Source organism: Caballeronia sp. LZ008 (assembly GCF_031451435.1).
Classification (GTDB): domain Bacteria; phylum Pseudomonadota; class Gammaproteobacteria; order Burkholderiales; family Burkholderiaceae; genus Caballeronia; species Caballeronia zhejiangensis.
Genome location: NZ_JARUXK010000001.1, coordinates 466249 through 491591 on the forward strand (window position 1 = coordinate 466249; position 25343 = coordinate 491591).

At 65.2% G+C, this 25343-nt stretch carries 16 protein-coding genes and 2 pseudogenes; 15 read left to right on the forward strand and 3 right to left on the reverse strand.

The annotated features are described in order from the left end of the window. The first annotated feature begins 5 nt into the window (after window positions 1–5). Genes purE through QCE49_RS02255 form a run of 3 tightly spaced genes read left to right on the forward strand, consistent with a single transcriptional unit; the run spans window position 6 to window position 2771 of the window. The gene (gene purE / locus QCE49_RS02245) at window positions 6–518 is read left to right on the forward strand and encodes a 5-(carboxyamino)imidazole ribonucleotide mutase (protein WP_008351321.1); all 513 of its coding nucleotides are present in this window, start codon (window positions 6–8) and stop codon (window positions 516–518) included. Window positions 519–543: 25 nt separating this feature from the next. Continuing rightward, a complete protein-coding gene (locus QCE49_RS02250; RefSeq protein ID WP_008351320.1) occupies window positions 544–1731 on the forward strand; it encodes a 5-(carboxyamino)imidazole ribonucleotide synthase in 1188 nt (395 codons plus the stop codon). Window positions 1732–1751: 20 nt separating this feature from the next. Beyond that, window positions 1752–2771, forward strand: coding sequence for an L-threonylcarbamoyladenylate synthase (locus QCE49_RS02255; protein WP_250456564.1), 1020 nt, complete (start codon window positions 1752–1754; stop codon window positions 2769–2771). A 353-nt stretch (window positions 2772–3124) separates the two neighbouring features. Here the strand turns inward: QCE49_RS02255 and QCE49_RS02260 are convergent, their stop codons facing one another. Together QCE49_RS02260 and dacB are read right to left on the reverse strand one after the other, a co-directional pair. Continuing rightward, entirely contained in the window at window positions 3125–4228 is a 1104-nt protein-coding gene (locus QCE49_RS02260) for an SGNH/GDSL hydrolase family protein (protein WP_008351318.1), read from the reverse strand. A gap of 223 nt (window positions 4229–4451) precedes the next feature. Beyond that, a complete protein-coding gene (gene dacB / locus QCE49_RS02265) occupies window positions 4452–6050 on the reverse strand; it encodes a D-alanyl-D-alanine carboxypeptidase/D-alanyl-D-alanine-endopeptidase (RefSeq protein WP_250456563.1) in 1599 nt (532 codons plus the stop codon). Window positions 6051–6312: 262 nt separating this feature from the next. Here dacB and QCE49_RS02270 point away from each other — a divergent pair, with 262 nt between their 5' ends. From QCE49_RS02270 to QCE49_RS02295, 6 genes are all read left to right on the forward strand, one after another. After that, complete coding sequence (locus QCE49_RS02270) at window positions 6313–6975, forward strand: response regulator (protein WP_008351316.1); 663 nt, start codon at window positions 6313–6315, stop codon at window positions 6973–6975. Next, on the forward strand, window positions 6975–8276 hold the full coding sequence (locus QCE49_RS02275) for an ATP-binding protein (protein WP_008351315.1): 1302 nt from the start codon (window positions 6975–6977) through the stop codon (window positions 8274–8276). Before QCE49_RS02270 ends, QCE49_RS02275 begins: the two co-directional genes overlap by 1 nt. 133 nt (window positions 8277–8409) lie before the next feature. Next, window positions 8410–9915, forward strand: coding sequence for a DegQ family serine endoprotease (locus QCE49_RS02280; RefSeq protein ID WP_008351314.1), 1506 nt, complete (start codon window positions 8410–8412; stop codon window positions 9913–9915). 138 nt (window positions 9916–10053) lie between these two features. Beyond that, on the forward strand, window positions 10054–10548 hold the full coding sequence (locus tag QCE49_RS02285; protein WP_008351312.1) for a hypothetical protein: 495 nt from the start codon (window positions 10054–10056) through the stop codon (window positions 10546–10548). Window positions 10549–10691: 143 nt separating this feature from the next. Further along, complete coding sequence (locus tag QCE49_RS02290) at window positions 10692–11069, forward strand: DUF427 domain-containing protein (RefSeq protein ID WP_008351311.1); 378 nt, start codon at window positions 10692–10694, stop codon at window positions 11067–11069. 74 nt (window positions 11070–11143) lie between these two features. Continuing rightward, window positions 11144–11935 carry a CoxG family protein gene (locus QCE49_RS02295; protein WP_250433807.1) on the forward strand — a complete coding sequence of 264 codons (792 nt, stop codon included), beginning with the start codon at window positions 11144–11146 and terminating at the stop codon, window positions 11933–11935. 10 nt (window positions 11936–11945) lie between these two features. Here the strand turns inward: QCE49_RS02295 and QCE49_RS02300 are convergent, their stop codons facing one another. After that, complete coding sequence (locus tag QCE49_RS02300) at window positions 11946–12590, reverse strand: TetR family transcriptional regulator (protein WP_033536527.1); 645 nt, start codon at window positions 12588–12590, stop codon at window positions 11946–11948. A 449-nt stretch (window positions 12591–13039) separates the two neighbouring features. Between QCE49_RS02300 and QCE49_RS02305 the strand changes: the two genes are divergently transcribed. The 6 genes and pseudogenes from QCE49_RS02305 to QCE49_RS02330 all read left to right on the forward strand — a co-directional run bounded on the left by QCE49_RS02305 (window position 13040) and on the right by QCE49_RS02330 (window position 25318). After that, entirely contained in the window at window positions 13040–14299 is a 1260-nt protein-coding gene (locus tag QCE49_RS02305; protein ID WP_244807714.1) for an efflux RND transporter periplasmic adaptor subunit, read from the forward strand. A 15-nt stretch (window positions 14300–14314) separates the two neighbouring features. Continuing rightward, window positions 14315–17479: an efflux RND transporter permease subunit gene (locus QCE49_RS02310; protein WP_008351306.1), complete on the forward strand. Its 3165-nt coding sequence runs from the start codon at window positions 14315–14317 to the stop codon at window positions 17477–17479. A gap of 1 nt (window position 17480) precedes the next feature. Beyond that, window positions 17481–19007 (forward strand): efflux transporter outer membrane subunit, encoded by a 1527-nt coding sequence (locus QCE49_RS02315; RefSeq protein WP_008351304.1) that lies wholly within the window; start codon window positions 17481–17483, stop codon window positions 19005–19007. Window positions 19008–19484: 477 nt separating this feature from the next. Next, on the forward strand, window positions 19485–20660 hold the full coding sequence (locus QCE49_RS02320; protein WP_250456562.1) for an efflux RND transporter periplasmic adaptor subunit: 1176 nt from the start codon (window positions 19485–19487) through the stop codon (window positions 20658–20660). Between the two features lie 17 nt (window positions 20661–20677). Beyond that, a pseudogene (locus QCE49_RS02325) lies at window positions 20678–23856 on the forward strand (efflux RND transporter permease subunit). Window position 23857: 1 nt separating this feature from the next. Beyond that, window positions 23858–25318 (forward strand): annotated as a pseudogene (locus QCE49_RS02330) (efflux transporter outer membrane subunit). Window positions 25319–25343 lie beyond the last annotated feature (25 nt).

Here is a 25343-nt window from a genome sequence, read left to right on the forward strand (position 1 = left end):
GAAAGATGACGAACGAAGTACACAAGAACGAAGCGCCGCTCGTCGGCGTGTTGATGGGCTCCAGTTCCGACTGGGACGTGATGAAGCATGCCGTCGCGATGCTGCAGGAATTCGGCGTGCCGTACGAGGCACAGGTCGTCTCGGCGCACCGGATGCCGGACGAGATGTTCGCCTACGCGGAAAGCGCGCGCGAGCGCGGCCTGCGCGCGATCATCGCGGGCGCGGGCGGCGCGGCGCATCTGCCGGGCATGCTGGCCGCGAAAACCACGGTGCCGGTGCTCGGCGTGCCGGTGGCGAGCAAGTATCTGAAGGGCGTCGATTCGCTGCATTCGATCGTGCAGATGCCCAAGGGCGTGCCGGTCGCGACGTTCGCCATCGGCGAGGCGGGCGCGGCGAACGCGGCGCTCTTCGCGGTATCGATATTGAGCGTCACCGATGCGAAATTCGCCGATGCGCTCGCCGCTTTTCGCGTGAAGCAGAATCAGGCGGCGCGGGACATGACGCTGCCGCCGCTGTGATCCCACTTCGCAATCTGGCCCAACGATGAATCCACAAAACTCCCCGATCTCTCCCATCCTGCCGGGCGCATGGCTCGGCATGGTCGGCGGCGGCCAGCTCGGCCGCATGTTCTGCTTCGCCGCGCAATCGATGGGCTATCGCGTCGCCGTTCTCGATCCGGATGAGACGAGCCCCGCTGGCGCCGTCGCGGATCGCCATATCCGCGCCGCCTACGACGACCGCGCCGCGCTCACGGAACTCGGCCGACTGTGCGCGGCAGTATCGACGGAATTCGAGAACGTGCCGTCCGCCAGCCTCGAATTTCTCGCGTCGTGCACGTTCGTGAGCCCGGCGGCGAGTTGCGTGGCGATCGCGCAGGATCGCGTCGCGGAGAAACGCTTCATCGCGGAATCGGGCGTGCCGGTCGCGCCGCATGTCGTGATCGAATCGACGGAAGCGCTCGCCGCGCTGCCCGACGAGAAGATCGCGGCCGTGCTGCCGGGCATTCTCAAGACCGCGCGTCTCGGCTATGACGGCAAGGGGCAGGTCAGCGTGCGCAACGTCGCGGAACTGCGCAACGCGCATGCGTCGCTGTCGGGCGTGCCGTGCGTGCTGGAAAAGCGCATGCCGCTGAAGTACGAAGTGTCCGTGCTGATCGCGCGCGGCGGCGACGGCAAATCGGCCGTGTTTCCGCTCGCGCAGAACGTGCATGTGAACGGCATTCTCGCGAGGACGGTCGTGCCCGCCCCCGATGCGCCCGATGCGCTCGTCGCGCAGGCGCAGGACGCCGCGCTGACGATCGCCGCGAAGCTCGGTTACGTCGGCGTGCTGTGCGTCGAATTCTTCGTGCTGGAAGACGGCTCACTCATCGCCAACGAAATGGCGCCGCGCCCGCACAATTCCGGCCACTACACCGTCGATGCCTGCGCCACGAGTCAATTCGAGCAGCAGGTGCGCGCGATGACCGGCATGCCGCTCGGCGACACGCGCCAGCATTCGCCGGCCGCGATGCTGAATCTGCTCGGCGATATCTGGTTCGATGGCGACAAGGCGCGTTCGCCCGCGTGGGCGGAAGTCGCCGCGATGCCGGCGGCGCGGCTGCATCTGTACGGCAAGGAAGAGGCGCGCCGGGGCCGCAAGATGGGCCACATCAACTTCACGGCGGCGACGCTCGAGGAAGCGCGCACGGCGGCGCGTGACTGCGCGCGCATGCTGCATATCCCGCTCGATTGAGTTTTTTCGTAGTACAAGCAATGACCATCATCTATCCGAGCGCCGCGCAGATCGACGAAGCCGCGGCCCTGCTCGATGCCGGCGAACTCGTCGCGTTTCCGACCGAGACGGTCTACGGGCTTGGCGGCGACGCCGAGAATCCCGAGGCCATCGCGCGCATCTATGCGGCGAAAGGGCGGCCGGCGAATCATCCGGTGATCGTGCATCTCGCGCCCGAGGCTGATCCGGGCTATTGGGTGCGCGAGTTGCCCGCCGATGCGCAGAAGCTCATCGATGCGTTCTGGCCCGGTCCTTTGACGCTGATTCTCAAGCGCGCTGCGCATATTCCGGCGGCGGTCAGCGGCGGACAGGATTCGGTGGGCGTGCGGTGCCCGTCGCATCCGGTGGCGCAGCAATTGTTGTCGGCGTTTCATCGGCGGCGAACGGGGACGGGCAAGCAGGGCGGCGTCGCGGGGCCGTCGGCGAACCGTTTCGGGCATGTGAGTCCGACGACCGCGCAGCACGTTCGCGACGAGTTCGGCGATGCCGTGCATGTGCTCGATGGCGGCGCGGCGGATGTCGGCATCGAATCGACGATTCTGGATTTGTCGCGGGGCTTTCCGGCGCTGCTGCGGCCGGGGCATGTGAGTCCGCGGCAGATCGCGGATGTCATCGGGATCGCGCCGAAGCTGCCGGATGGATCGGATGCGACCGCGCCGCGTGCTTCCGGGACGCTGAAGGCGCATTACGCGCCGCGCACGCCGCTTTTGCTGCTGCCGTTCGCGTCGATCGAGCCGTTGCTTCGTAATCGTGACGGGAAGATTGCGCTGGTGGCGCGGGCGTCGAGCGCGGGGGAATGGGTGCGGGCTGCCGATGTTCACTTCGTGGCGGCGCCTGAGGATCCGCAGACTTACGCGCGCGATCTTTATGGCTTGCTGCGGGCGCTGGATCGGGCCAATGTCGAGCGGATTCTGATCGAGAAGCTGCCGGAGACGGTGGAGTGGATTGCTGTCAACGATCGGCTTGGCAGGGCGGCGGCGGCGTTCGAGGCGGAAGAGTGATTACTGGACTTTGCGCCTGTTTGTGAAAGATGGGTTTGGGGGATTTTGCTTTCCGGTCAGGAAGTTATGATGCAGGGGTTCCTCCGCGTGCGCGGAGATAGACCGATAGTCGATTGCCTTCTCGACCCAGTCCCAGCGGTTCCTCCGCGTGCGCGGAGATAGACCCATCCGGCGCTGGATGCGTACGCTTCCGCTGTAGGTTCCTCCGCGTGCGCGGAGATAGACCGTACTAGAACGTCAAACTGGACCGTATCGACGAATTCCTCCGCCCCGCGGAGCCTTTCTCACCGCAACAAAAAAACCGCTCGGGCGATCCCTCGCCCGAGCGGTTCTTCCATCCTAAAACCCAACCCTTACTTCCCCAACCCCGTCGCCGCAATCGTCTGCTCCGCGGCCTGCGCGTACAGCGCGTGCAGATGCGTCGTCGGATGCACGGTATCGGCGTACATGTACGTCTGATCCGCGCCCGCGACCGTCAATGTTTCCGGCGAGCAGAACAGCGACGTCGCGAAATCCTGCGGATTCGGCTCGCCGTACTTCTGCGCGGCCGCGGCCATCGCCTTCAGGTTGCACGCGGTGCCCGTATTCGACACCGTGAAGCCCAACTGCTGATAGTTCGCGGTGATCTGCGCCAGCTTCGGCGGCGTATCGAGGTAGATGACTTTCGACTTGATGTTGAGCGCCTGCAACGTCTGATCGAGCGCAGTATTGAACCCGATCGAAGCGCTCGAAAGACCGGCGCGCGTGACCGCGTCGCTCATCGTGCCCTGCGGCGTCGTGCCGATATCCGGCACGTTCGATACCAGCACATGCGTCGCGCCGTGCTGCAGGATCGTCGCGACGATTCCGCCGAGTTGCTTGGCCGCCGTGATGATCGCAGTGGATGCATCGGCCTGCGAGATCGCGCCGGCCTTAACCAACTGCAAGTTGTAAAGGACGTCGTTCGCGCCGCCATTCACGATGACGAGCTGATTCGCGTTGAAACTGCCGTGCGCCGCAAGGTAGTTCTGCACTTGCGTCGCGACCGGCACGGTCAACGCGCCCGCGTAGCTGTTCGGATCCGTAGCGTGACCGATGCCCATGGGATTCGTCACGCGCGCGCCGCCTTGCGCATAGCCGAGTCCCGACTGATTCGTCGGCGCAACCCCAAACCCCCCCGTCATCGCCGGCGTCAGCGTATCGCCGTAATACTGCGCGACGTTCTGCACCCACACCTGACCCGGATTCGTCGTGAACCGTCCGCCGCCGAAGTTCGCGGCCGCGACCGGCGCATACGTGCCGACATCGGAAAGGCTGTCGCCGAACGACACCACTTGCAGCTTCACGCCGCCCGCGGGCGTCGAATTGTTGTCATCGCCGCCGCCGCCGCACGCGGCGATCAGGGCGAAGGCCGCGCTGGCCGTCGCGACTTGGGCAAAGCGCACCAGTGCGGCGCGCGTCGAGCGTTGCTTCTTCATGACCTCGTCTCCCTTCTTACCTGTTTTCTAGTTCGATTACGGCGTCAGACCGTGTCGCGGTCTTCATGCCGCTAGCTGCGAGTTTAAGCGATGCCGCGCGCCATCCTGGCGCGCGCGCAGCTTACGGCCGAGCGCCGTGCCCGACAGCGTACACGCGGCGCGCGTCTTTCCGAACGCGACTTCGTAGAAGAAATCTTCGGTGTTTGCAGACGCCCGTGCCCGCTCAATCCGCCACGCCCGGCCGACGCGCGCCTTCGTAGACCCATTCGAGCAGCGCATCGTGCGCGGCGCGCGCGGCCTCGGCGCGCGGATCGTTGATGAAACTCACGACCACATAGCTCTCGCCGTTCGCCGCGCCGACATAGCCCGCGATCGCGCGCACGTCGCGCAGCGTGCCGGTCTTGATGTGCGCGTTGCCGAGCGCGCCCGCGTTCGTTAGACGGTTGCGCATGGTGCCGTCGACGCCCGCGATCGGCAGCGATTCGACGAACACCTGCGCGACCGGACTCGCGTTCGCGGCCATCAGCAGATCGGCGAGCGAGATCGCGGAAATATGCTCGTCGCGCGAAAGGCCCGAGCCGTTGTCGAGCACGAGACCGTTCATCGGCAGGGCGCTGCGTTTCAGGAACGCCTGGATCGCCGTCGCCGATTTCGCCGTCGTCGCGGGGGGCTTCAGTTGCGCCGCGCCGATCGTCAGGAACAGGTTGCGCGCCATCACGTTGTTGCTGAACTTGTTGATGTCGCGCACGACATCGGACAGCACCGGACTGCGATGCGTGCCGACGAGGCGCGCATTCGACGGCGTCGGGCCTTCGCGCGTCGTGCCTGCGAACGTGCCGCCCGCCTGCTTCCAGAGCGCGAGGAAACCGCCCGCGAAGAAGGTCGAATGATCGAGCGCCGCGACGTTGATCGTGCGCGAGCCGCAACGCAGCGGATAGTCGCCGACGAACGACGCCTGCACGAAGCCGCCCTGCGTCTGCGCGACGCTCGGCGACGCCGCCGAAAGCGAGCCGACGCACGCGCCGCGCGTCACGCGCAGTTCGTTGTCGATCTGAAGTTGCGCGAGTTGCGGCAATACGTCGATGGATACTTGTCCGTCGGCGTTGGGCGTCAGCGTGAAGGACAGCGATTTGAACGCGTAAAGCAGCGGATCGGGGCCGACGTTGTAGGGCGCGCTGTCGTCGTTGTCGAACGCGGGCAGATCTCGCGTCGACGCGTCGAAGTAGCGCTTGTCGAGCACGAGCGCGCCGTCGATGCCCGTGATGCCGTTCTTGCGAATCTGATCGACGAGATCGATCAGCTCTTCCGGCACGAGCTTCGGATCGCCCGTACCCTGAATGTACAGATTGCCGTGCAGCACGCCTTGCGCATCGAGCTGGCCGTCGGCGTACGCGGTCGTCTTCCAGCGATAGTCCGGGCCGAGCATCGAAAGGCCCGAGAAGGTCGTGACGAGCTTCATCGTCGATGCGGGCAGCATCGGCTCGTTCGCGTTCACCGAGACGAGCGGCAGCGGCGCGCCGACACGCTGCACGACGACGCTCATCGACGACAGCGGCACATGCGCGTGCGCGAGCGCCGTCATCACCGATGCGGGCAGCGGGCCGGCCGGCACGACCGCTTTCGCGGCGCGCTCGGCTTTCGCGCGCTTCGACTTCGCCCCGCCGATGGCCGCGCGCTGCGGCGCGTGACCTTGCGCATCGGCCTTCGAGCCGCCGCCGCGCGCATCGGCATCCGGCATATGGCCGAGGGTCGCGCAGGCGAACGCTGCGGCCAGAGCGTACGAAGACAGTCGGCGAGAGAAGGAGCGGGAAACGGGCGGCATGGACGAGCGTTGTTCTTGGCTGGATGACGAGCGGCGGCGCGTGGCCGGGCGGGGTCGCGCCGCGAGGAAGCGGCTATTGTAGACAAGCTGGCTTGCGGAAATCGTACGGGTAAAAAATCATCGCACGACGCGCTTCGGGTGCGGCATGCGGTTGTCCTCCGATGCTGGACGATCGGCGCCGTTAAGTCCCGTTTAAGCCCCGCGCGGATACAATGACTCGCGGCCCCCGGCTGCGCCACGTAACCATCAACAGACATGTGCCATGCGAATCCTGCTTGTCGAAGATGACCGGATGATCGCCGAAGGCGTGCGCCGTGCGCTGCGCGCGGACGGCTTCGCAGTCGACTGGGTCCAGGACGGCGAGGCCGCGCTCACGGCGGTCGCGGGCGAGTCCTACGATCTGATGCTGCTCGATCTCGGCCTGCCCAAGCGCGACGGCCTCGACGTATTGAAGACCCTGCGCGCGCGTTCGAACTCGCTGCCGGTGCTGATCGTGACGGCGCGCGACGCCATCGCGGATCGCGTCAAAGGACTCGACGCCGGCGCGGACGATTACCTCGTCAAACCTTTCGATCTCGACGAACTCGGCGCGCGCATGCGTGCGCTGATCCGCCGTCATGCGGGGCGCGGCGAATCGCTCGTTCGGCACGGTGAACTGACGCTCGATCCGGTCGGTCATCAGGTGACGCTCGCGGGCAATCCCGTGTCGCTGTCGGCACGCGAATTCGCGCTGCTCGAAGCGCTGATGGCGCGGCCCGGCGCAGTGCTGTCGAAGAGCCAGCTCGAAGAAAAGATCTACGGCTGGGGCGAGGAAATCGGCAGCAATACGGTCGAGGTCTACATCCATTCGCTGCGCAAGAAGCTCGGCGCCGATCTCATCCGCAACGTGCGCGGCCTCGGCTACATGGTCGCGAAGGACGCCTGATGCGGTCGATCCGCCGGCAATTGCTGATCTGGCTGCTTGCGCTCGTGATCGTCGGCGTGGGCTTCGCGGGCTGGCTCATTTACCGGCAGGCGCTCGCCGAAGCCAACGAACTCTTCGACTATCAGCTTCAGCAGATCGCGGCCGCGCTGCCGTCCGAGCCGTTTTCTTCGGTGCTCAGTTCGCGCAGCGAAAGCGACGAAGGCGTCGTCATCCAGATCTGGAATCGCAACGGCGCGCTGATGTACTTCTCGCATCCGCGCGTGCCGCTCGCGCCGCATGCCGAACTCGGCTTCTCCACGGAGATGACGCCGCGCGGCGAATGGCGCGTATATAGCGCGATCGTCGGCGATAACGTCGTGCAGCTCGCGCAGCCGCTGTCGATCAGAAATCGCGTCGCGGCGGGCGTCGCGTGGCGCACGCTGTGGCCGCTCGTGCTGCTGCTGCCGCTGCTCGGGCTCGCGATCTGGGTGATCGTCGGGCTCGGGCTCGCGCCTTTGCAACGCGTCACGCGCGCGCTCGACACGCGTCATCCGGAAGCGCTCGATCCGCTGCCGGATCGGCCGCTGCCGCAGGAAGTGCGGCCGGTCGTGCGTGCGCTGAATGCGCTGCTGTCGCGCTTGTCGGCGGCGCTCGACACGCAAAAGGCCTTCGTCGCCGATGCCGCGCACGAGCTTCGGACGCCGCTCGCCGCGGTGCAGATTCAGGCGCAGCTCGTCGCGCGCGCGCAGGATGACGAAACGCGTCGCGAGGCGCTCAGGGATCTGCACGAAGGCATCGCGCGCGCGACGCGGCTTGCGGAGCAACTGCTGGCGCTCGCCCGCTCGGAACCGGATGGCAAGGCGGCGTTCGCATCGGTCGATCTCGCCGCGCTGCTCGAATCATGCGTGCGCGGCTCGGTGCTGGTGGCGCAGCAACGCGGCGTCGATCTCGGCATCGAGGAGAGCGAACCGGCGACAGTGAACGGCGATCCCGATTCGCTGCGCGTGATGTTCAACAATCTCATCGACAACGCGACGAAGTACACGCCTCGCGGCGGCCGCGTGGACGTGTGCCTTCGTCTCGCCGATGGCCGTCCCGTCGTCGAAATCTCCGATACCGGACCGGGCATTCCTCAAGAAGAGCGAGAAAGGGTGTTCGACCGGTTTTATCGCGTGGGCGAAGGGGCGAATCGCGCCCGCACGGATGTGTCCGGCAGCGGCCTCGGGCTCGCGATCGTGAAGCGGATCGCGCAGCAGCATGGCGCGACGGTGACGCTGGCGGAGTCGAGCGCGAGCGGTCTCAAGGTGGCCGTAACGTTCTGATGCGCGTGGCCGCCGCGCCGAAGCAAGCCGCTCTTTCTCCTCTTTTAAGAGCGGTTTAAGCGACGCCCCGTAACCTTGCTCCATCGATAAAGCGCGCTCCGTGAGAGCGCATCCCTCGTCAGGAGCACACACGATGAAAGCGAAGATTCTTACCCGCAGCGCCGTCGCGGCTGCCGTTGCCGTCGCCTTGTCGGCGGGTTACGTGGCGGGTCATAACAACGTTCCTGCACCGCAAGTCATCGCGCCCGCGCAAGCCGCCGCGATGATGCCCGCCGAAGCCGCGGCCAAGACGGGCATCCCCGATTTCTCCGGTCTCGTGGAAACGTATGGCCCGGCCGTCGTCAACATCAGCGCGAAGCACGTCGTCAAGCAGACGTCCGCGCGCAGCGGCCAGAATCAGTTGCCGATGGACCCCGACGATCCCTTCTATCAGTTCTTCAAGCGCTTCGGCGGCATGCCCGGCTTCGGCGGCGGCGATGGCGGCCCGCGCGCGGATCGTCCGAGCGAAGGCCTCGGCTCCGGCTTCATCGTCAGCAGCGACGGCTACATCCTCACCAACGCGCACGTCGTCGATAACGCGAACGTCGTCACCGTGAAGCTCACGGACAAGCGCGAATACCGCGCGAAGGTCATCGGCGCGGACAAGCAGTCGGACGTCGCCGTGCTGAAGATCGACGCGAAGAGCCTGCCGACGGTGAAGATCGGCGATCCGAACGGCAGCAAGGTCGGCCAGTGGGTCGTCGCGATCGGCTCGCCGTACGGGTTCGACAACACGGTGACGTCGGGCATCATCAGCGCGAAGTCGCGCGCGCTGCCCAACGAGAACTACACGCCGTTCATCCAGACCGACGTGCCGGTGAATCCGGGCAACTCCGGCGGGCCGCTTTTCAATCTGCAAGGCGAAGTGATCGGCATCAATTCGATGATCTATTCGCAGACGGGCGGCTTCCAGGGCCTTTCGTTCGCGATCCCGATCAATGAGGCGATCAAAGTCAAGGACGCGCTCATCAAGACGGGTCACGTCGATCGCGGCCGTCTCGGCGTGACGGTGCAGGGCATGAATCAGACGCTCGCGAACTCCTTCGGCATGAAGTCGCCGCAAGGCGCGCTCGTGAGTTCCGTCGAACCGGGCGGGCCGGCCGCGAAGGCGGGTCTGCAACCGGGCGACGTCATCACGGCGCTCAACGGCGAGCCGGTCACGGATTCGACCTCGCTGCCGTCGCAGGTCGCGGGTCTCGCGCCGGGCACGTCCGCGAAGGTCACGGTGTGGCGCGACAAGAGCGCGAAGGACCTCAGCGTGACCATCGGCGCGTTGAAGGACACGAAGACCGCGAGCGCGAAGACCGGCGGCGGTGACGAATCGTCGGCGCAGGATGCGCGCCTCGGCGTCGCGGTGCGTCCGCTTACTCCGGAAGAAAGGCAGAACGATTCGCTCTCGCGCGGCCTGCTCGTGCAGCAGGCGGGCGGCGCGGCAGCGAACGCGGGCATTCAGCCGGGCGACGTGATTCTCGCCGTCAACGGCCAGCCGGTGACGTCCGTGCAACAGTTGAAGTCGATGGTTCAGCACGCGGGCGACAGCATCGCGCTCCTGATCCAGCGCGACGACGCGCAGATCTTCGTGCCTGTCGATCTCGGCTGACGCAGCGCATCGGGCCGCGACGCGGGCACGAAGCATGCTCCCGGGTTCCCTGGTGCCCCATCGCGTGAAACCGACGCATCGGGCGTGACGCCGCCGGCGCTTTCGAGCGCGGCGGCATCGGAAAAAGGAGCTGAAAACATGACGAGCAGAACCACGGGCAGGCTGGCGGCCGCGCTTCTCGTTGCGGCGGCGAGCGCGAGCATGGCGGGCAGCGCCTGGGCGCAGCAGGCGAGCGGCGCCTCGGGCGGCACGGCGACCGATTTGTCGAGCGCCGGCAACACCAACGGCGGCGGCCTGCCGCAGATCGAGCAGCAAGGCGACGTTTCGTATACGTCGGGCGGCGTCGGCCTCGACGAGTCGCGCGCATTGTTGCGCGAACAGGCGCACTGGCCGCTATCGCTGCGCTTCACGGGTCCGACTTCCGATTACCTTTCCGGCGTGCATGTGCGCGTCGTCGGCGGCAAGGGCGGCGAGGTGCTGTCCACGGAATCGATGGGACCGTACATGCTCGTCAAGCTGCCGCCCGGCAACTATACGGTCTACGCGAAGTACAAGGATCAGGAGAAAAAGCAGGCCGTGACGGTCGCGGGGCCGGGCAAGGCCAAGGCGGCATTCCACTGGAACATTCAGTAAGCGCGGGCGTCGAAAGGGAAACGCCCGGGCCGTCGAAAGCGCTCACGCAGAATCGGAAGTTTGTCTCATAATTAAGCCACGGGTGTCTCGATGACTCGTGGCTTTTTCTTTGGAAGCCGGTTCTTACGCGGAGGGGCAGCACGATGGGCACGGAACTGAACGTCGGGCACGAAACGGCGCATCACATCGAGATCACGCTGAACGGGCGGCGCTGCCGCGTGATCCATCAGGGCGTGACCTACGCCGATACGCACGCATCCCTCACGCTCGTCGAGCAGGGCGCGGAGAAAGTGCACTACTTTCCGCGCGCCGACGTGAACATGGCGCGCCTCGAACGCTCGATTCACACCACGCACTGCCCGACGAAGGGCCAGGCGACGCACTATCATCTGCTGACCGAAGACGGCCCGGTCGAGAACGCCGCGTGGAGCTACGAAGCGCCGCTCGACGCCGCCGCGAAAATCAAGGGCTATCTCGCGTTCTACGGTTCGCGCGTCGATCGCATCGACGAGACTTCCTAGGCGCGCATCCGAACAGACACCTTACATCCGCTCCGCCATAACGAACGCATGCGATCCTTGTCCCGGAGGCTCGAATGGAAGTCACCGATGCGCTGTGCGTTCCGCTCGATTGCGCGCACGTCCGCGAGGCGCTCTCCGATCTCGCGTTGCTGCGCGCGAGCCTCGACAATTGCGAATCGTTCACGCGCACGCCCAACGGCGAGTATGTCCTCACGCTGATCGTGCCGCTCGGCGCGCTGCGGGCGCGCTACGAAATTCGCGCGCACGCCGCCGGGCGCACGCGACAGGCGGCGCATGAAGAAGGGGAAAGCGACGCGTCGCACGACGGCGCGTACGCGCGCACGCTGAGCTTCAAGGCGCGCGGCGAAGGCGTCGGCTCATTGCGCGGGCAGATCGCGGTCGCGCTCAATCCCGATGACGACGGCGCCGCGACGTGGATCGAATACACCGTCTGGGCGACGGTCTCGGGACCGCTCGCCGGCTTGCCCGCGCGCCAGATCGAAAACGCGCTTCGTGAAGGCGCCGACGATTTCTTCGCCGAGTTCTGCGAAGTGGTGCGTGCGAAGCACGGCTTGCCGTCGATGCGCGCGGCAGGCGCAAGCGCCGAGCGCCGGCATGTGTTCTTGCGGCCGGGCGCGATGTCGGCGGCGTTCTCGCGTCGCTCGGGCGCGATGCGCGGGCATTCCGCCGACGCCCACGCGAGCGGCGTGCTGCGGCATCGGCTGCACGGACACGGATTCGTGCACAACGACCGCGATCATTCCCACGATCCGCATCCGCTCGGCCTGCCGATATGGGCGTGGGCGGCGATGCTCGTGTGCATCGCGCTGTTCGCGTATTTCGCGCAGCACATCGGTTCGCAATAGACGGCGCGAATCAGGCGCTCGCGGGCATCAGCAGCGACGGGCTGCAGCGCAATGCGTCGAAGCATGCGTCGATGAGCGCTTCGGCGTCGCGTTCCGGATGAACGATGTCGGGCAGCATCAGCGAATCGTGCAGGATGCCCGTGAAGAGACAGTGGAGCATGGTCATCGCGCGGCGCGTGTCGAGCGTCGCCGGAAGCTGCTTCTTTTCGACGGCGTTGCGCAGCGCGCGCTCGATGCGCTCCATGCCGTCGCGCATGTTGTTCTGATGCCGCTCGCGCACCGGCCCCATTTCCTCGACGAATTCGCATTTCATGAAGAGGATGTCGAAGACGCGGCGCCGCTGCTCGTCGGTCGTGATGTTGCGCATGCACCAGACGAAGAGTTCATGCAAACGCGCGAGCGGGTCTTCCTCCTTGCCGTCCAGCGTGGATTCCACGAGTTCGTCGAGCGGCAAAAGGCTGCGGTCGAACATCGCGTTGAAGAGATCGCCCTTGTTGGCGAAATGCCAGTAGATCGCGCCGCGCGTGACGCCCGCCGCCTGCGCGATGTCCGCGAGCGTCGTGCGCGATACCCCTTTTTCGTAGAAGACGCGCTCGGCCGCGTCGAGTACGCGGTTGCGCGTCAACTGCGCTTCTTCCTTGGTTCGTCTGACCATATCCTGCGGCCGGTGGCCGTCTGCTCCTGCTACTGCCGTTTGAAAGCCGCTCTGTGGACGACTCTGTCGAAGGTTCGTCGAACGTAATCGATTCCCCGGAGCGGTTTCTTCTCATCGCCAATGGGGAGAAACACGTACGGTTTTTTACATTCATTCGTGAATGTATATACAATACCACCCGTCTACGAATATTCACAAATTCATCCGGCGGGCGGATTTCGCATAAGCTTGCGTTTCCATTGCCCGTTCTGGCCGTCCTGTGGCCACGGGCGACGCCTCCGAGCGTCGCGCACGGGTATGAGGCGTCACGCGCAGGCTGGCGTCGCCGCTCACTCGCCGGACAAGTTGGTGTATTCACAGCGTCCCGAAGGACGCTCGTGCGCGGCGTTGCCCGGGGAAGGCCGCCGCGTGCCCAAACTTCACTCTCAGTCTTAGACAGAGGTCGCTCCATGCGCGTCGAACGGGTTCCACTCCGCTTAATCACCGCCGCGACGGCTGCCGTGTTCCTGGCAGCGTGCGGGCAAAAACAATCAGCGCCTCCGCCGCAAACGCCCGAAGTGGGTATCGTCACCGTGCAGCCGACGAGCGTGCCGGTCATCGTCGATTTGCCGGGCCGCACCAACGCCTATCTGGTCGCGCAAGTGCGCGCACGGGTCGATGGCATCGTGCTGCGCCGCGAGTTCACTGAAGGCTCCGAGGTCAAGGCCGGTCAGCGTCTCTACAAGATCGATCCGGCGCCGTACATCGCCGCGCTGAACAACGCCAAGGCGACGCTCGCGAAGGCGCAGGCGAACGTCGCGTCGCAGAACGCGCTCGTGGCGCGCTACAAGATCCTCGTCGCGGCCAATGCCGTGTCGAAGCAGGATTACGACAACGCCGTCGCGGCGCAAGGCCAGGCCGTCGCGGATGTCGCCGCGGGCAAGGCATCGGTCGATACCGCGCAGATCAACTTGGGCTACACCGACGTCGTCTCGCCGATCACCGGCCGCACCGGTCTCTCGCAGGTCACGCCGGGCGCCTACGTTCAGGCGAGCGCCGCGACGCTGCTCACGACCGTGCAGCAGCTCGATCCGATCTACGTCGATCTGACGCAATCGAGCGTCGAAGGCTTGCGCCTGCGCCGTCAGATTCAGGAAGGCCGTCTGCAGACCGAAGGCATCCACGCTGCGAAGGTCACGCTCCAGCTCGAAGACGGCCGCACGTACACCGAGCAGGGCAAGCTGCAGTTCTCCGACGTGAGCGTCGACCAGAGCACCGGTTCGGTGACGGTGCGCGCGATCTTCCAGAATAAGGACCGCGTGCTTCTGCCGGGCATGTTCGTGCGCGCGCGGATTCAGGAAGGCACGAACGACCACGCGCTCGTCGTGCCGCAGATCGGCGTCACGCATGACCAGAAGGGCACGCCGACCGCGCTCGTCGTCAACAAGGACAACAAGGTGGAACTGCGCCAGCTCGTCACGGGCAGCACGTTCGGCAACAACTGGGTGGTCGACAGCGGCCTGAACCCGGGCGACCGCGTGATCGTGAACGGCGTGGAGAAGGCGAAGCCCGGCATGCAGGTGAAGCCGGTCGACGCGAAATTCCCGTATCCCGTAGCCGGCGCATCGGATGCGCAGGCGGCATCGGCGCCGGCCGGTGCCAGCGGCGCGAGCGCTGCCAGCGGTCCGCAAGCCGCATCGGCCGCCTCCGCTGCATCGGGCGCGCAATAAAAGGGAGCCTGTTACATGGCAAAGTTTTTTATCGATCGACCGATCTTCGCGTGGGTGATCGCGATCATCCTGATGCTGGCGGGGATGGCGTCGATCTTCACGCTGCCGGTCGCGCAGTATCCGACGATCGCGCCGCCCGCGATCCAGATCAGCGCGACGTATCCGGGCGCATCCGCGAGCACCGTCGAAAACACGGTGACGCAGGTGATCGAGCAGCAGATGACCGGCCTCGACCACTTGCTGTACCTGTCGTCGACGTCCGATGACTCGGGCACGGCCACCGTCACGCTGACGTTCGCGGCGGGCACGAACCCGGACATCGCGCAGGTGCAGGTGCAGAACAAGCTGCAGCTCGCGACGCCGCTGCTTCCGCAAGTCGTGCAGCAGTTGGGCACGAAGGTCACGAAGTCGAGTTCGAGCTTCCTGCTCGTGCTCGCGTTCGTGTCCGAAGACGGCAGCATGAGCAAGTACGACCTCGCGAACTACGTGGCGTCGAACGTGGCGGATCCGCTCTCGCGTATCGACGGCGTCGGTACGACGACGCTGTTCGGCTCGCAGTACGCGATGCGCGTCTGGCTCGATGCGACCAAGCTCACGAACTTCGCGCTCACGCCTGTCGACGTGAAGAACGCGATCACGAACCAGAACGTGCAGGTGGCGGCGGGTGCGCTCGGCGGCACGCCGGCGGTGCCGGGGCAGATGCTCCAGGCGACCATCACGGAAGCGACGCTGCTGCGCACGCCCGAGCAGTTCGGCAACATCCTGCTGAAAGTGAATCAGGACGGCTCGCGCGTGTTGCTGAAGGATGTCGCGCGGATCGAGCTCGGCGGCGAAAACTACAACTTCGATACGAAGTACAACGGACAGCCGACTGCCGGCTTCGGTATCCAGCTCGCGACGGGCGCGAACGCGCTCCAGACCGCGAAACTGGTCCGCCAGAAGATCGACGATCTGTCGAAATACTTCCCGCATGGACTGGTGGTGAAGTATCCGTATGACACGACGCCGTTCGTGCGACTGTCGATCGAGGAAGTGGTCAAGACGCTGATCGAAGGCATCGTGCTCGTGTTCCTCGTGATGTATCTGTTCCTGCAGAACCTGCGGGCGACGATCATCCCGACGATCGCGGTGCCGGTCGTTCTGCTCGGCACGTTCGCGATCATGTCGGCGGTGGGCTTCTCGATCAACGTGCTGTCGATGTTCGGCCTCGTGCTCGCGATCGGCCTGCTCGTCGACGATGCGATCGTGGTCGTGGAGAACGTCGAGCGGGTGATGTCGGAGGAGCATTTATCGCCGCGCGAAGCGACCCGCAAGGCGATGGGGCAGATCACCGGCGCGCTGGTCGGCGTGGCGCTCGTGCTGTCGGCGGTGTTCGTGCCGGTGGCCTTCTCCGGCGGCTCGGTCGGCGCGATCTACCGTCAGTTCTCGCTGACGATCGTCGCGGCGATGGTGCTGTCCGTCATGGTCGCGCTGATTCTCACGCCGGCGCTGTGCGCGACGATCCTGAAGCCGCATCCGGAAGGGCACGAGCCCGAGAAGAAGGGCTTCTTCGGCTGGTTCAACCGCACGTTCAACAAGAGTCAGGAGAAGTATCACAGCGGCGTGCAGCACGTCATTCGCCGCTCGGGACGCTGGCTCATCATCTATATCGTCGTGATCGTCGCGGTGGGCATGCTGTTCCTGCGTCTGCCGAAGTCGTTCCTGCCCGATGAAGACCAGGGCACGATGTTCGTGCTCGTGAACGCGCCGTCCGGCTCCACGCAGGAGTACACCGCGCACGTTCTGAAGGACGTGCAGGACTATCTGCTGAAGGACGAGAAATCGATCGTCGAATCGGTCTTCACGGTGAACGGCTTCTCGTTCGCGGGCCGCGGCCAGAACTCCGGCCTCGTGTTCGTGCGGATGAAGGACTACGCGGAACGCCAGCACAGCGACCAGAAGGTGCAGGCGCTCGTCGGACGCATGTTCATGCACTTCGCGCCTTACAAGGACGCGATGATCTTCCCGGTCAATCCGCCTTCGATTCCGGAACTCGGCACGGCGGCGGGCTTCGACTTCGAGCTGCAGGATCGCGGCGGCCTCGGCCACGCGAAGCTGATGGAAGCGCGCAACATGCTGCTCGGCATGGCCGCGAAGGATCCGACGCTCGCACAGGTGCGTCCGAACGGCCTGAACGACACCCCGCAGTTCAAGGTGAATGTCGATCGCGAGAAGGCGAGCGCGCTCGGCATCGCCGTATCGGACATCGATCAGACATTCTCGATCGCGTGGGCGTCGCAGTACGTGAACAACTTCCTCGACGTCGACAACCGGATCAAGAAAGTCTACGTGCAGGGCGATGGTCCGTTCCGCATGAACCCGGACGACCTGAACAAGTGGTACGTGCGCAATGGCGCCGGAACGATGGTGCCGTTCGGCGCCTTCGCGACGGGCAACTGGACCTACGGTTCGCCGAAGCTCGAACGCTACAACGGCATCTCGGCGGTGGAAATCCAGGGCGCGGCGGCGGCGGGCAAGTCGACCGGCCAGGCGATGACCGCGATGGAAGCGATCGCGGCGAAGCTGCCGGCGGGCATCGGCTACGAATGGACGGGCCTTTCCTATCAGGAACGCCAGTCGGGTTCGCAGGCGCCGATTCTCTACGGCATCTCGATCCTCGTCGTGTTCCTGTGTCTCGCGGCGCTGTATGAAAGCTGGTCGATTCCGTTCTCGGTCATCATGGTTGTGCCGCTCGGCGTGCTCGGCGCGCTGCTCGCGGCGACGCTGCGCGGTCTGGAAAACGACGTGTTCTTCCAGGTCGGCCTGTTGACGACCGTGGGTCTGTCGGCGAAGAACGCGATTCTGATCGTGGAATTCGCGCGCGAGTTGCGGATGCAGGGCATGTCGACGGTCGAAGCGGCGATGGAAGCGGCGCGCCTGCGGTTGCGCCCGATCCTGATGACCTCGCTCGCGTTCATTCTCGGCGTGATGCCGCTCGCGATCAGTAACGGCGCGGGCTCGGCGAGCCAGCACGCGATCGGCACGGGCGTGATCGGCGGCATGTTGACCGCGACCTTCCTCGCCATCTTCATGATTCCGATGTTCTTCGTCGTTATCAGCAAGTTCAGCAAGAGCAAGGACGTGCCGGCGCCGGGTTCGTCGGGCGACATCGAAGGCACGAACGGTAAGGAAGGACACTGAGATGCTTAAACATTCCTTGATCGCGGCCGCCGTGGCGGTATTCGCCGCGGGCTGCACGCTCCAGCCGAAGTACGAGCGTCCGCCCGAGCCCGTCACGCAGACGTTTCCGGAAGGCGGCGTGTACGCGCACCAGCCGGATGCGAGTTCGAGCGCGAGCAACGGCCGCACGGCGAACGGCCAGAGCGCGCCGGACATCGGCTGGCGCGATTTCTTCGCCGATGCGCGCCTGCAGAAGATCGTCGAGCTCGCGCTGAAGAACAATCGCGACCTGCGCGTCTCGGTGCTCAACGTCGATGCGGCGCGCGCGCAGTATCAGATCACGCGCGCGGGTCTGTTCCCGACGCTCGATGCGGCCGCGTCGCAGACGAAGCAGCGCACGCCGAAGAATCTGTCGTTCTTCGGTAACACGATCTCGAACGAGTATTCGGTCGGCCTGAATGCGTCGTGGGAAATCGACTTCTTCGGGCGCATCCGCAGCCTGAAGGATCAGGCGCTCGCGCAATATCTGTCGACGGCGGAATCGCGCAAGGCGGCGGAGATCTCGCTGGTGTCGTCGGTGGCGGACCAGTATCTGACGATGCTCGCCTACGACGATCAACTCGTCGTCACGCAGAACACGCTCAAGACGGCGCAGGAGTCGTTCCGCATCACCAAGCTGCAATACGAGAACGGCACCGGCACCGAACTCGATCTGCGTCAGTCCGAAGGCGTGGTCGAGGAAGCGCAGGCGAATCTGCAGACGCAGTCGCGTTTGCGCGCGCAGGCGGAAAACGCGCTCGTGCTGCTCGTCGGGGAGCCGTTGCCTGCGGATTTGCCGGCCGGCATGCCGCTCGATACGCAGAATCTGCTCTCCGACATTCCCGCGGGTCTGCCGTCCGATCTGCTGACGCGCCGTCCCGATATCGCGGCGGCGGAGCAGTCGCTGCTCGCGGCCAACGCGAATATCGGCGCGGCGCGCGCGGCGTTCTTTCCGCGCGTCTCGCTGACGGGCAGCTTCGGCACGCTGTCGCCGACGCTCGGCGGCCTGTTCAAGCCGGGGTCGGCTGCGTGGTCGTTCGCGCCGCAGATCACGGTGCCGATCTTCGAGGGCGGCCAGAACAAGGCCAATCTCGATCTGGCGAACGTGCAGAAGCGCATCGAGATCGCCAACTACGAGAAGGCGATCCAGACCGCGTTCCGCGAAGTCGCGGACGGCCTCGCCGCGCGCGGCACCTTCGACGAGCAGATCAAGGCGCTCGAGCGCTTCGTCAATTCGCAGAGCCGGCGTCTGGAGCTGTCGGACCTGCGCTATCGCAATGGCGTGGACAGCTATCTGTCGGTGCTGACCGCGCAGACGGCGCTTTACGAAGCGCAGCAGCTGCTCATCACGGCGCGGCTGAATCGACTGACGAACCTCGTCGATCTGTATCAGTTCATGGGCGGCGGATGGATCGAGCGTTCCGGCGACGCGCCGCGTCCCGCCGATGCGCCCGTCGACTACGGCTCGCAAGGCGCGCCGCAAGCAGCCTCGGCGCCCGCGGCGAGCTGATTCGCCTAAAACCGTCGCACTCGAAGCCCGGCCGCGCGCCGGGCTTTTTTTCGCGCTTTCGAACTTGTTCCACATCGTTTTGCATCGATGTCTGGGTGATGCAACAGACTTGGCACATTGTTTCAGTTGCCATCAAAGATCCACACATCTGCCTACTCTTTAGTCTTCCTCACTGCGCGCGATAACTATAATCGGCTGCTTGCCGCAGTCGTGACGGCGCGATCCGTTCCATCGATCGTTCGAAAAAGTCGTTGACGAAGCTCGCCGCGAGCGTCGCATACATTCAGTTATCCCAAAAATATGGCCGCATTTCTTCCGAAAGCGGCCAGCCCCATCCAAGGCGCGCGGGCCGCACGAATGCCCCGGTCGCCGCGGTCAGCGACTTTCGCATCGCACGACAGCACATTGCGCGCGGCTCGCGGTCAACGCGAAGACGCGCGCCTTTCATTGTCAGTAACCTCAGAGGTCTCGCGTTCCATGCGTCTCATACGGATTCCATACCGCCTCATCGGTGTCACGACGGCCGCCTTGCTGGCAGCCGGTTGCGGAGAGAAGCATCCCGCGATGGCGCCGCACACGCCGGAAGTCGGCGTTGTCATCGTCGAGCCGGCCGCTGTGCCGGTCACGACAGAACTCTCGGGCCGCACGAGCGCCTTTCTCGATGCCCAGGTGCGCGCACGCGTCGATGGCATCGTGCTGCGCCGCGAATTCACGGAAGGCAGCCTCGTCAAGGCCGGGCAACGCCTTTACAAGATCGATCCGGCGCCGTATATCGCGCAACTGAACAACGCGAAGGCGTCGTTCGCGAAGGCCCATGCGAATCTCGTCTCGACCGCGGCGCAGGCCGAGCGCTACAAGGTGCTCGTCGCGTCGAACGCGGTCAGCAAGCAGGACTACGACAACGCCGTGGCGGCGCAAGGCCAGGCCGAAGCCGATGTCGCGTCGGCCAAAGCCGCGATCGACACCGCGCAGATCAAGCTTGGCTATACCGACGTCACGTCGCCGGTTTCGGGGCAGGCCGGCATTTCCCAGGTCACGCCGGGCGCATACGTGCAGGCGGCGCAGGCGACGCTGATGGTCACCGTCCAGCAGCTCGACCCGATGTACGTCGATCTCACGCAATCGAGTCTCGACGGTCTCAAGCTGCGCCGTCAGATTCAGGAAGGGCGTCTTTCGACCAACGGCCCGAACGCGGCGAAGGTCACGCTGATTCTCGAAGACGGCCGTGAGTATCCGGAGCAGGGCAAGCTGCAATTCAGCGATGTGAGCGTCGATCCGTCGACCGGATCGGTGACGCTGCGCGCGATCTTCATGAACAAGGACCGGGTGCTGCTGCCGGGCATGTTCGTGCGCGCGCGCATCGAGCAAGGCGTGAATCCGAAGGCGCTCGTCGTGCCGGTGCAGGGCATCACGCACGATCAGAAAGGCACCGCGCTCGCGATGGTCGTCGGCAAGGACAACAAGGTCGCGATGCGCCCGCTCGTCACCTCCGGCACGCTCGGCCAGAGCTGCATCGTCGACAGCGGTCTGAACGCGGGCGATCGCGTGATCGTCGAGGGCATCGATCACGTGCGTCCGGGCATGGAAGTGAAGGCCGTGCCCGCGCGTCAGCCCGAAGCGAAAGCCGACGCAACGGCCGCCTCCGGCGCGTAAGGACGGGAGACACGTCCATGGCCAAGTTCTTTATCGATCGCCCGATTTTCGCGTGGGTGATCGCCATCATTCTGATGCTCGCGGGTCTCGCGTCGGTGACGACGCTGCCCGTCGCGCAATATCCGACCATCGCGCCGCCCGCGATCCAGATTTCCGCGAACTATCCGGGCGCATCCGCTCAGACCGTCGAAAACACCGTCACGCAGGTGATCGAGCAGCAGATGAGCGGTCTCGACCATCTGCTGTATCTGTCCTCGACCTCCGATGACAGCGGCACCGCCACCGTCACGCTGACGTTCGCGGCCGGCACCAATGCCGACATCGCGCAGGTTCAGGTGCAGAACAAGCTGCAACTGGCCACGCCCAATCTGCCGGCCGTCGTGCAGCAGCTCGGCATCAGCGTGACCAAGTCGAGCAGCAGCTTCCTGCTCGTGCTGGCGTTCGTGTCCGAAGACGGCAGCATGAGCCGCGAAGACCTCGCGAACTACGTGGCGTCGCACGTGCAGGATCCGATCAGCCGGCTGAACGGCGTCGGCACCGTCACGCTCTTCGGCTCGCAGTACGCGATGCGAATCTGGCTCGATCCGAACAAGCTGACCAAATTCAGCCTGACGCCGGTCGACGTGCAGAACGCGCTGACTTCGCAGAACGTGCAGGTCGCGGGCGGCCAGCTCGGCGGCGTGCCCGCGGTGCCGGGCCAGTCGATGCAGGCGACCATCACCGAAGCGACGCTGCTGCGCACACCGGAGCAGTTCGGCAACGTGCTGCTGAAGGTGAATCAGGACGGCTCGCAGGTGCGTATCCGCGACGTGGCGCGCGTCGGTCTCGGCGGCGAGAACTACAACTTCGAGACGCAGTACAACGGCCGTCCGGCTGCCGGATTCGGCATTCAGCTCGCGACCGGCGCGAACGCGCTCGCCACCGCGAATCTGGTGCGCGCGAAAGTCGACGAGCTCGCGAAGTTCTTCCCGCACGGTCTCGTCGTGAAGTATCCGTACGACACCACGCCGTTCGTGAAGCAGTCGATCGCCGACGTCGTCAAGACGCTCATCGAGGCCATCGTGCTGGTGTTCCTCGTGATGTACCTGTTCCTGCAGAACCTGCGCGCGACGCTCATTCCGACCATCGCCGTGCCGGTCGTGCTGCTCGGCACCTTCGCGATCATGGCGGCGGCGGGCTTCTCCATCAACACGCTGTCGATGTTCGGGCTCGTGCTCGCCATCGGCTTGCTGGTGGACGACGCGATCGTGGTCGTCGAAAACGTCGAGCGCGTGATGACCGAAGAGGGACTGTCGCCGAAGGAAGCCACGAAGAAGGCGATGAGTCAGATCACCGGCGCGCTCGTCGGCGTGGCGCTCGTGCTCGCGGCGGTGTTCGTGCCGGTGGCGTTCACGGGCGGCTCGGTCGGCGCGATCTATCGCCAGTTCTCGCTGACGATCGTCTCGGCGATGGGTCTCTCGGTGCTCACCGCGATGGTGCTCACCCCTGCGCTGTGCGCAACGATGCTCAAGCCGCACCCGGAAGGCCACACGGAAAGACGACCGGCTTCTTCGGCTGGTTCAACCGCACGTTCGCGAAGAGCCAGGCGAAGTATCACGGCGGCGTGGCGCATGTCATCAGGCGTTCGGGGCGCTGGCTCGTCATCTATGTGGTGATCATCGTGGCGGTCGGCATGTTGTTCGCGCGTTTGCCGAAGGCGTTCCTGCCCGATGAAGACCAGGGCACGATGTTCGTGCTGGTGGCGACGCCCGCCGGCTCCACGCAGGAGATGACGCAGCGCGCGCTGGACGATGTCGCGGGCCATCTGCTGAAGAAGGAAAGCGCGCTCGTCGAGTCGGTGTTCACCGTGAACGGTTACAGCTTTGCCGGTCATGGCCAGAACTCGGGTCTCATCTTCGTGCGGCTGAAGGACTTCGCCCAGCGCACGAGCGCCAACGAGAAGGTGCAAGCGCTGGTGGGCCGCACGTACGGGGCGTTCGCGGGCTACAAGAACGCGCTCGTGTTTCCGGTGAATCCGCCGTCGATTCCGGAACTGGGCACGGCGTCGGGCTTCGACTTCGAACTTCAGGATCGCGCCGGTCTCGGCCACGAAAAGCTGATGCAGGCGCGCGCGATGCTCCTCGGCATGGCCGCGAAGGACGAGACGCTCGCGCAGGTCCGGCCGAACGGCCTGAACGACGCGCCGCAGTTCAAGGTGAACATCGACCGTCAGAAGGCGCTGGCGCAGGGCGTCGATCCGTCGAGCATCGACCAGACGTTCTCGATCGCGTGGGCGTCGAAGTACGTGAACAACTTCCTCGATACGGACAGCCGCATCAAGAAGGTGTACATGCAGAGCGATGCGCCGTTCCGCATGTCGCCGGAGAACATCAACAGCTGGTACGTGCGCAACGCGTCGGGCTCGATGGTGCCGTTCTCGTCGTTCGCGACGACCGAATGGAGCTACGGCTCGCCCAAGCTCGAACGCTACAACGGCCTGTCGTCGATCGAAATCCAGGGTGTCGCGAAGCCGGGCAAATCCACCGGCGAGGCGATGGCCGCGATGGAAGCGCTCGCGGCGAAGCTGCCCGCGGGCATCGGCTACGAATGGACGGGGCTGTCGTATCAGCAGATCCAGTCCGGCTCGCAGGCGCCGATTCTTTACGGCATCTCGATCCTCGTCGTGTTCCTGTGTCTCGCGGCGCTGTACGAGAGCTGGTCGATTCCTTTCTCCGTGATCATGGTCGTGCCGCTCGGCGTGGTCGGCGCACTGCTCGCCGTGTCGCTGCGCGGACTGGAGAACGACGTGTTCTTCCAGGTCGGCTTGCTCACGACAGTGGGCTTGTCGGCGAAGAACGCGATTCTGATCGTCGAGTTCGCCCGCGATCTCCAACTCTCGCAAAAGATGGGGCCGATCGAAGCGGCGCTCGAAGCGGCGCGCCTGCGCCTGCGTCCGATTCTCATGACATCGCTCGCGTTCATTCTCGGCACGATGCCGCTCGCGATCAGCAACGGCGCGGGCTCGGGCAGCCAGCACGCGATCGGCACGGGCGTGATCGGCGGCATGGTGACCGCGACTTTCCTCGCCATTTTCATGGTGCCGATGTTCTTCGTCGTGGTGCGCTCGCGTTTCGGCGGCGACAAGGAGGACACGGATGCCGCGCTCGCGCGTTACGAAGCGCAGCGGCGCGCGCAACAGGGCAACGAAGGACACTGACATGCGTAGACTTTCCTTGATTGCAATGGCCGTCGCCGTACTGGCGACCGGCTGCACGATGGCGCCGAAGTACGAACGCCCCGCCGCGCCGGTGTCGGCGAATTTTCCGGCGCACGGCGTCTAAGCGACGCAGCCGGTCGCGACGCCGGACGGCGCACGCAGCGCGAACGGCGTGGCCGCGGCCGATATCGGCTGGCGCGATTTCTTCGTCGATGCGCGTTTGCAGCGGCTCATCGACATCGCGTTGAAGAACAACCGTGACTTGCGCGTCGCGATGCTCAACGTGCAGGCCGCGCAGGCGCAGTATCAGGTCGTCACGACGCTTCTGCTTCCGTCCATCACCGCCGTGGGCGCGCAGTCGAAAACGCGCAAGCCCGACAATCTGTCGTTCTTGAATCAGACCATCTCGAATACCTACACGGTGGGCCTGAATGCGTCGTGGGAGATCGACCTGTTCGGCCGGGTGCAGAGCATGCGGAATCAGGCGCTCGCGAAATATTTCGCGACTGCCTATGCGCGCAAGGCTGCGGAGATTTCGCTCGTCTCGCAAGTGGCGGTGCAGTACCTCCAGGTCTTGCAGACGGACGACCTGCTGAAGGTGACGCATCAGACGCTGGCCAGCGCGAGCGAATCCTACCGGATCGTCAAGCTGCAATTCGACAACGGCGCCGCGTCGGAGCTGGACGTGAGCCAGGCGCAAACGGTGATGGAAGGCGCGGCGGCGAATCTGCAGGCGCAGGAGCGCGCGCGGGCGCAGGCCGTCAATGCGCTCGTGTTGCTGCTCGGCGAGCCGGTGCCCGACGATCTGCCGGGCGGCATGCCGCTCGACGGTCAAGACCTGCTCGCGGACATTCCTGCGGGTCTGCCGTCGGATTTGCTGCTGCGGCGGCCGGACATCATGGAGGCCGAACAGAATCTGCTCGCGGCGAATGCGAACATCGGCGCGGCGCGCGCAGCGTTCTTTCCGAACATTTCGCTGACCGGCATGCTCGGCACACTGAGCCCGACGCTCGGTGGTCTGTTCAAAGCGGGGTCGGCGGGATGGAGCTTTGCGCCGACCATCACCTTGCCGATCTACGGCGATCAGTTCGCGAATCTCGAGTACGCGAATATCCAGAAGAAGATCGAGATCGCCAATTACGAGAAGGCGATTCAATCCGCGTTCAAGGATGTCGCCGATGGTCTCGCCGCGCGCGGCACCTACGATCAGCAGATCGCCGCGCTCGTGCGCGATACGGCCGCGCAGCAACGCCGGCTGGAGTTGTCGACGCTGCGATACAAGCAGGGCGTCGACAGCTATCTCGGCGTGCTGACCGCGCAGCAGGATCTGTATTCGGCGCAGCAGACGCTGATTGCCGCGCGCACGCAGCGGTTGGCGAATCTCGTGACGTTGTATCAGGCGCTGGGAGGCGGGTGGATCGAGCGGACGGGCGATGCGCCGCGGGCGGCGGATGCGGGCTGACGCGCGGCCCTCGCTTCGATAAACA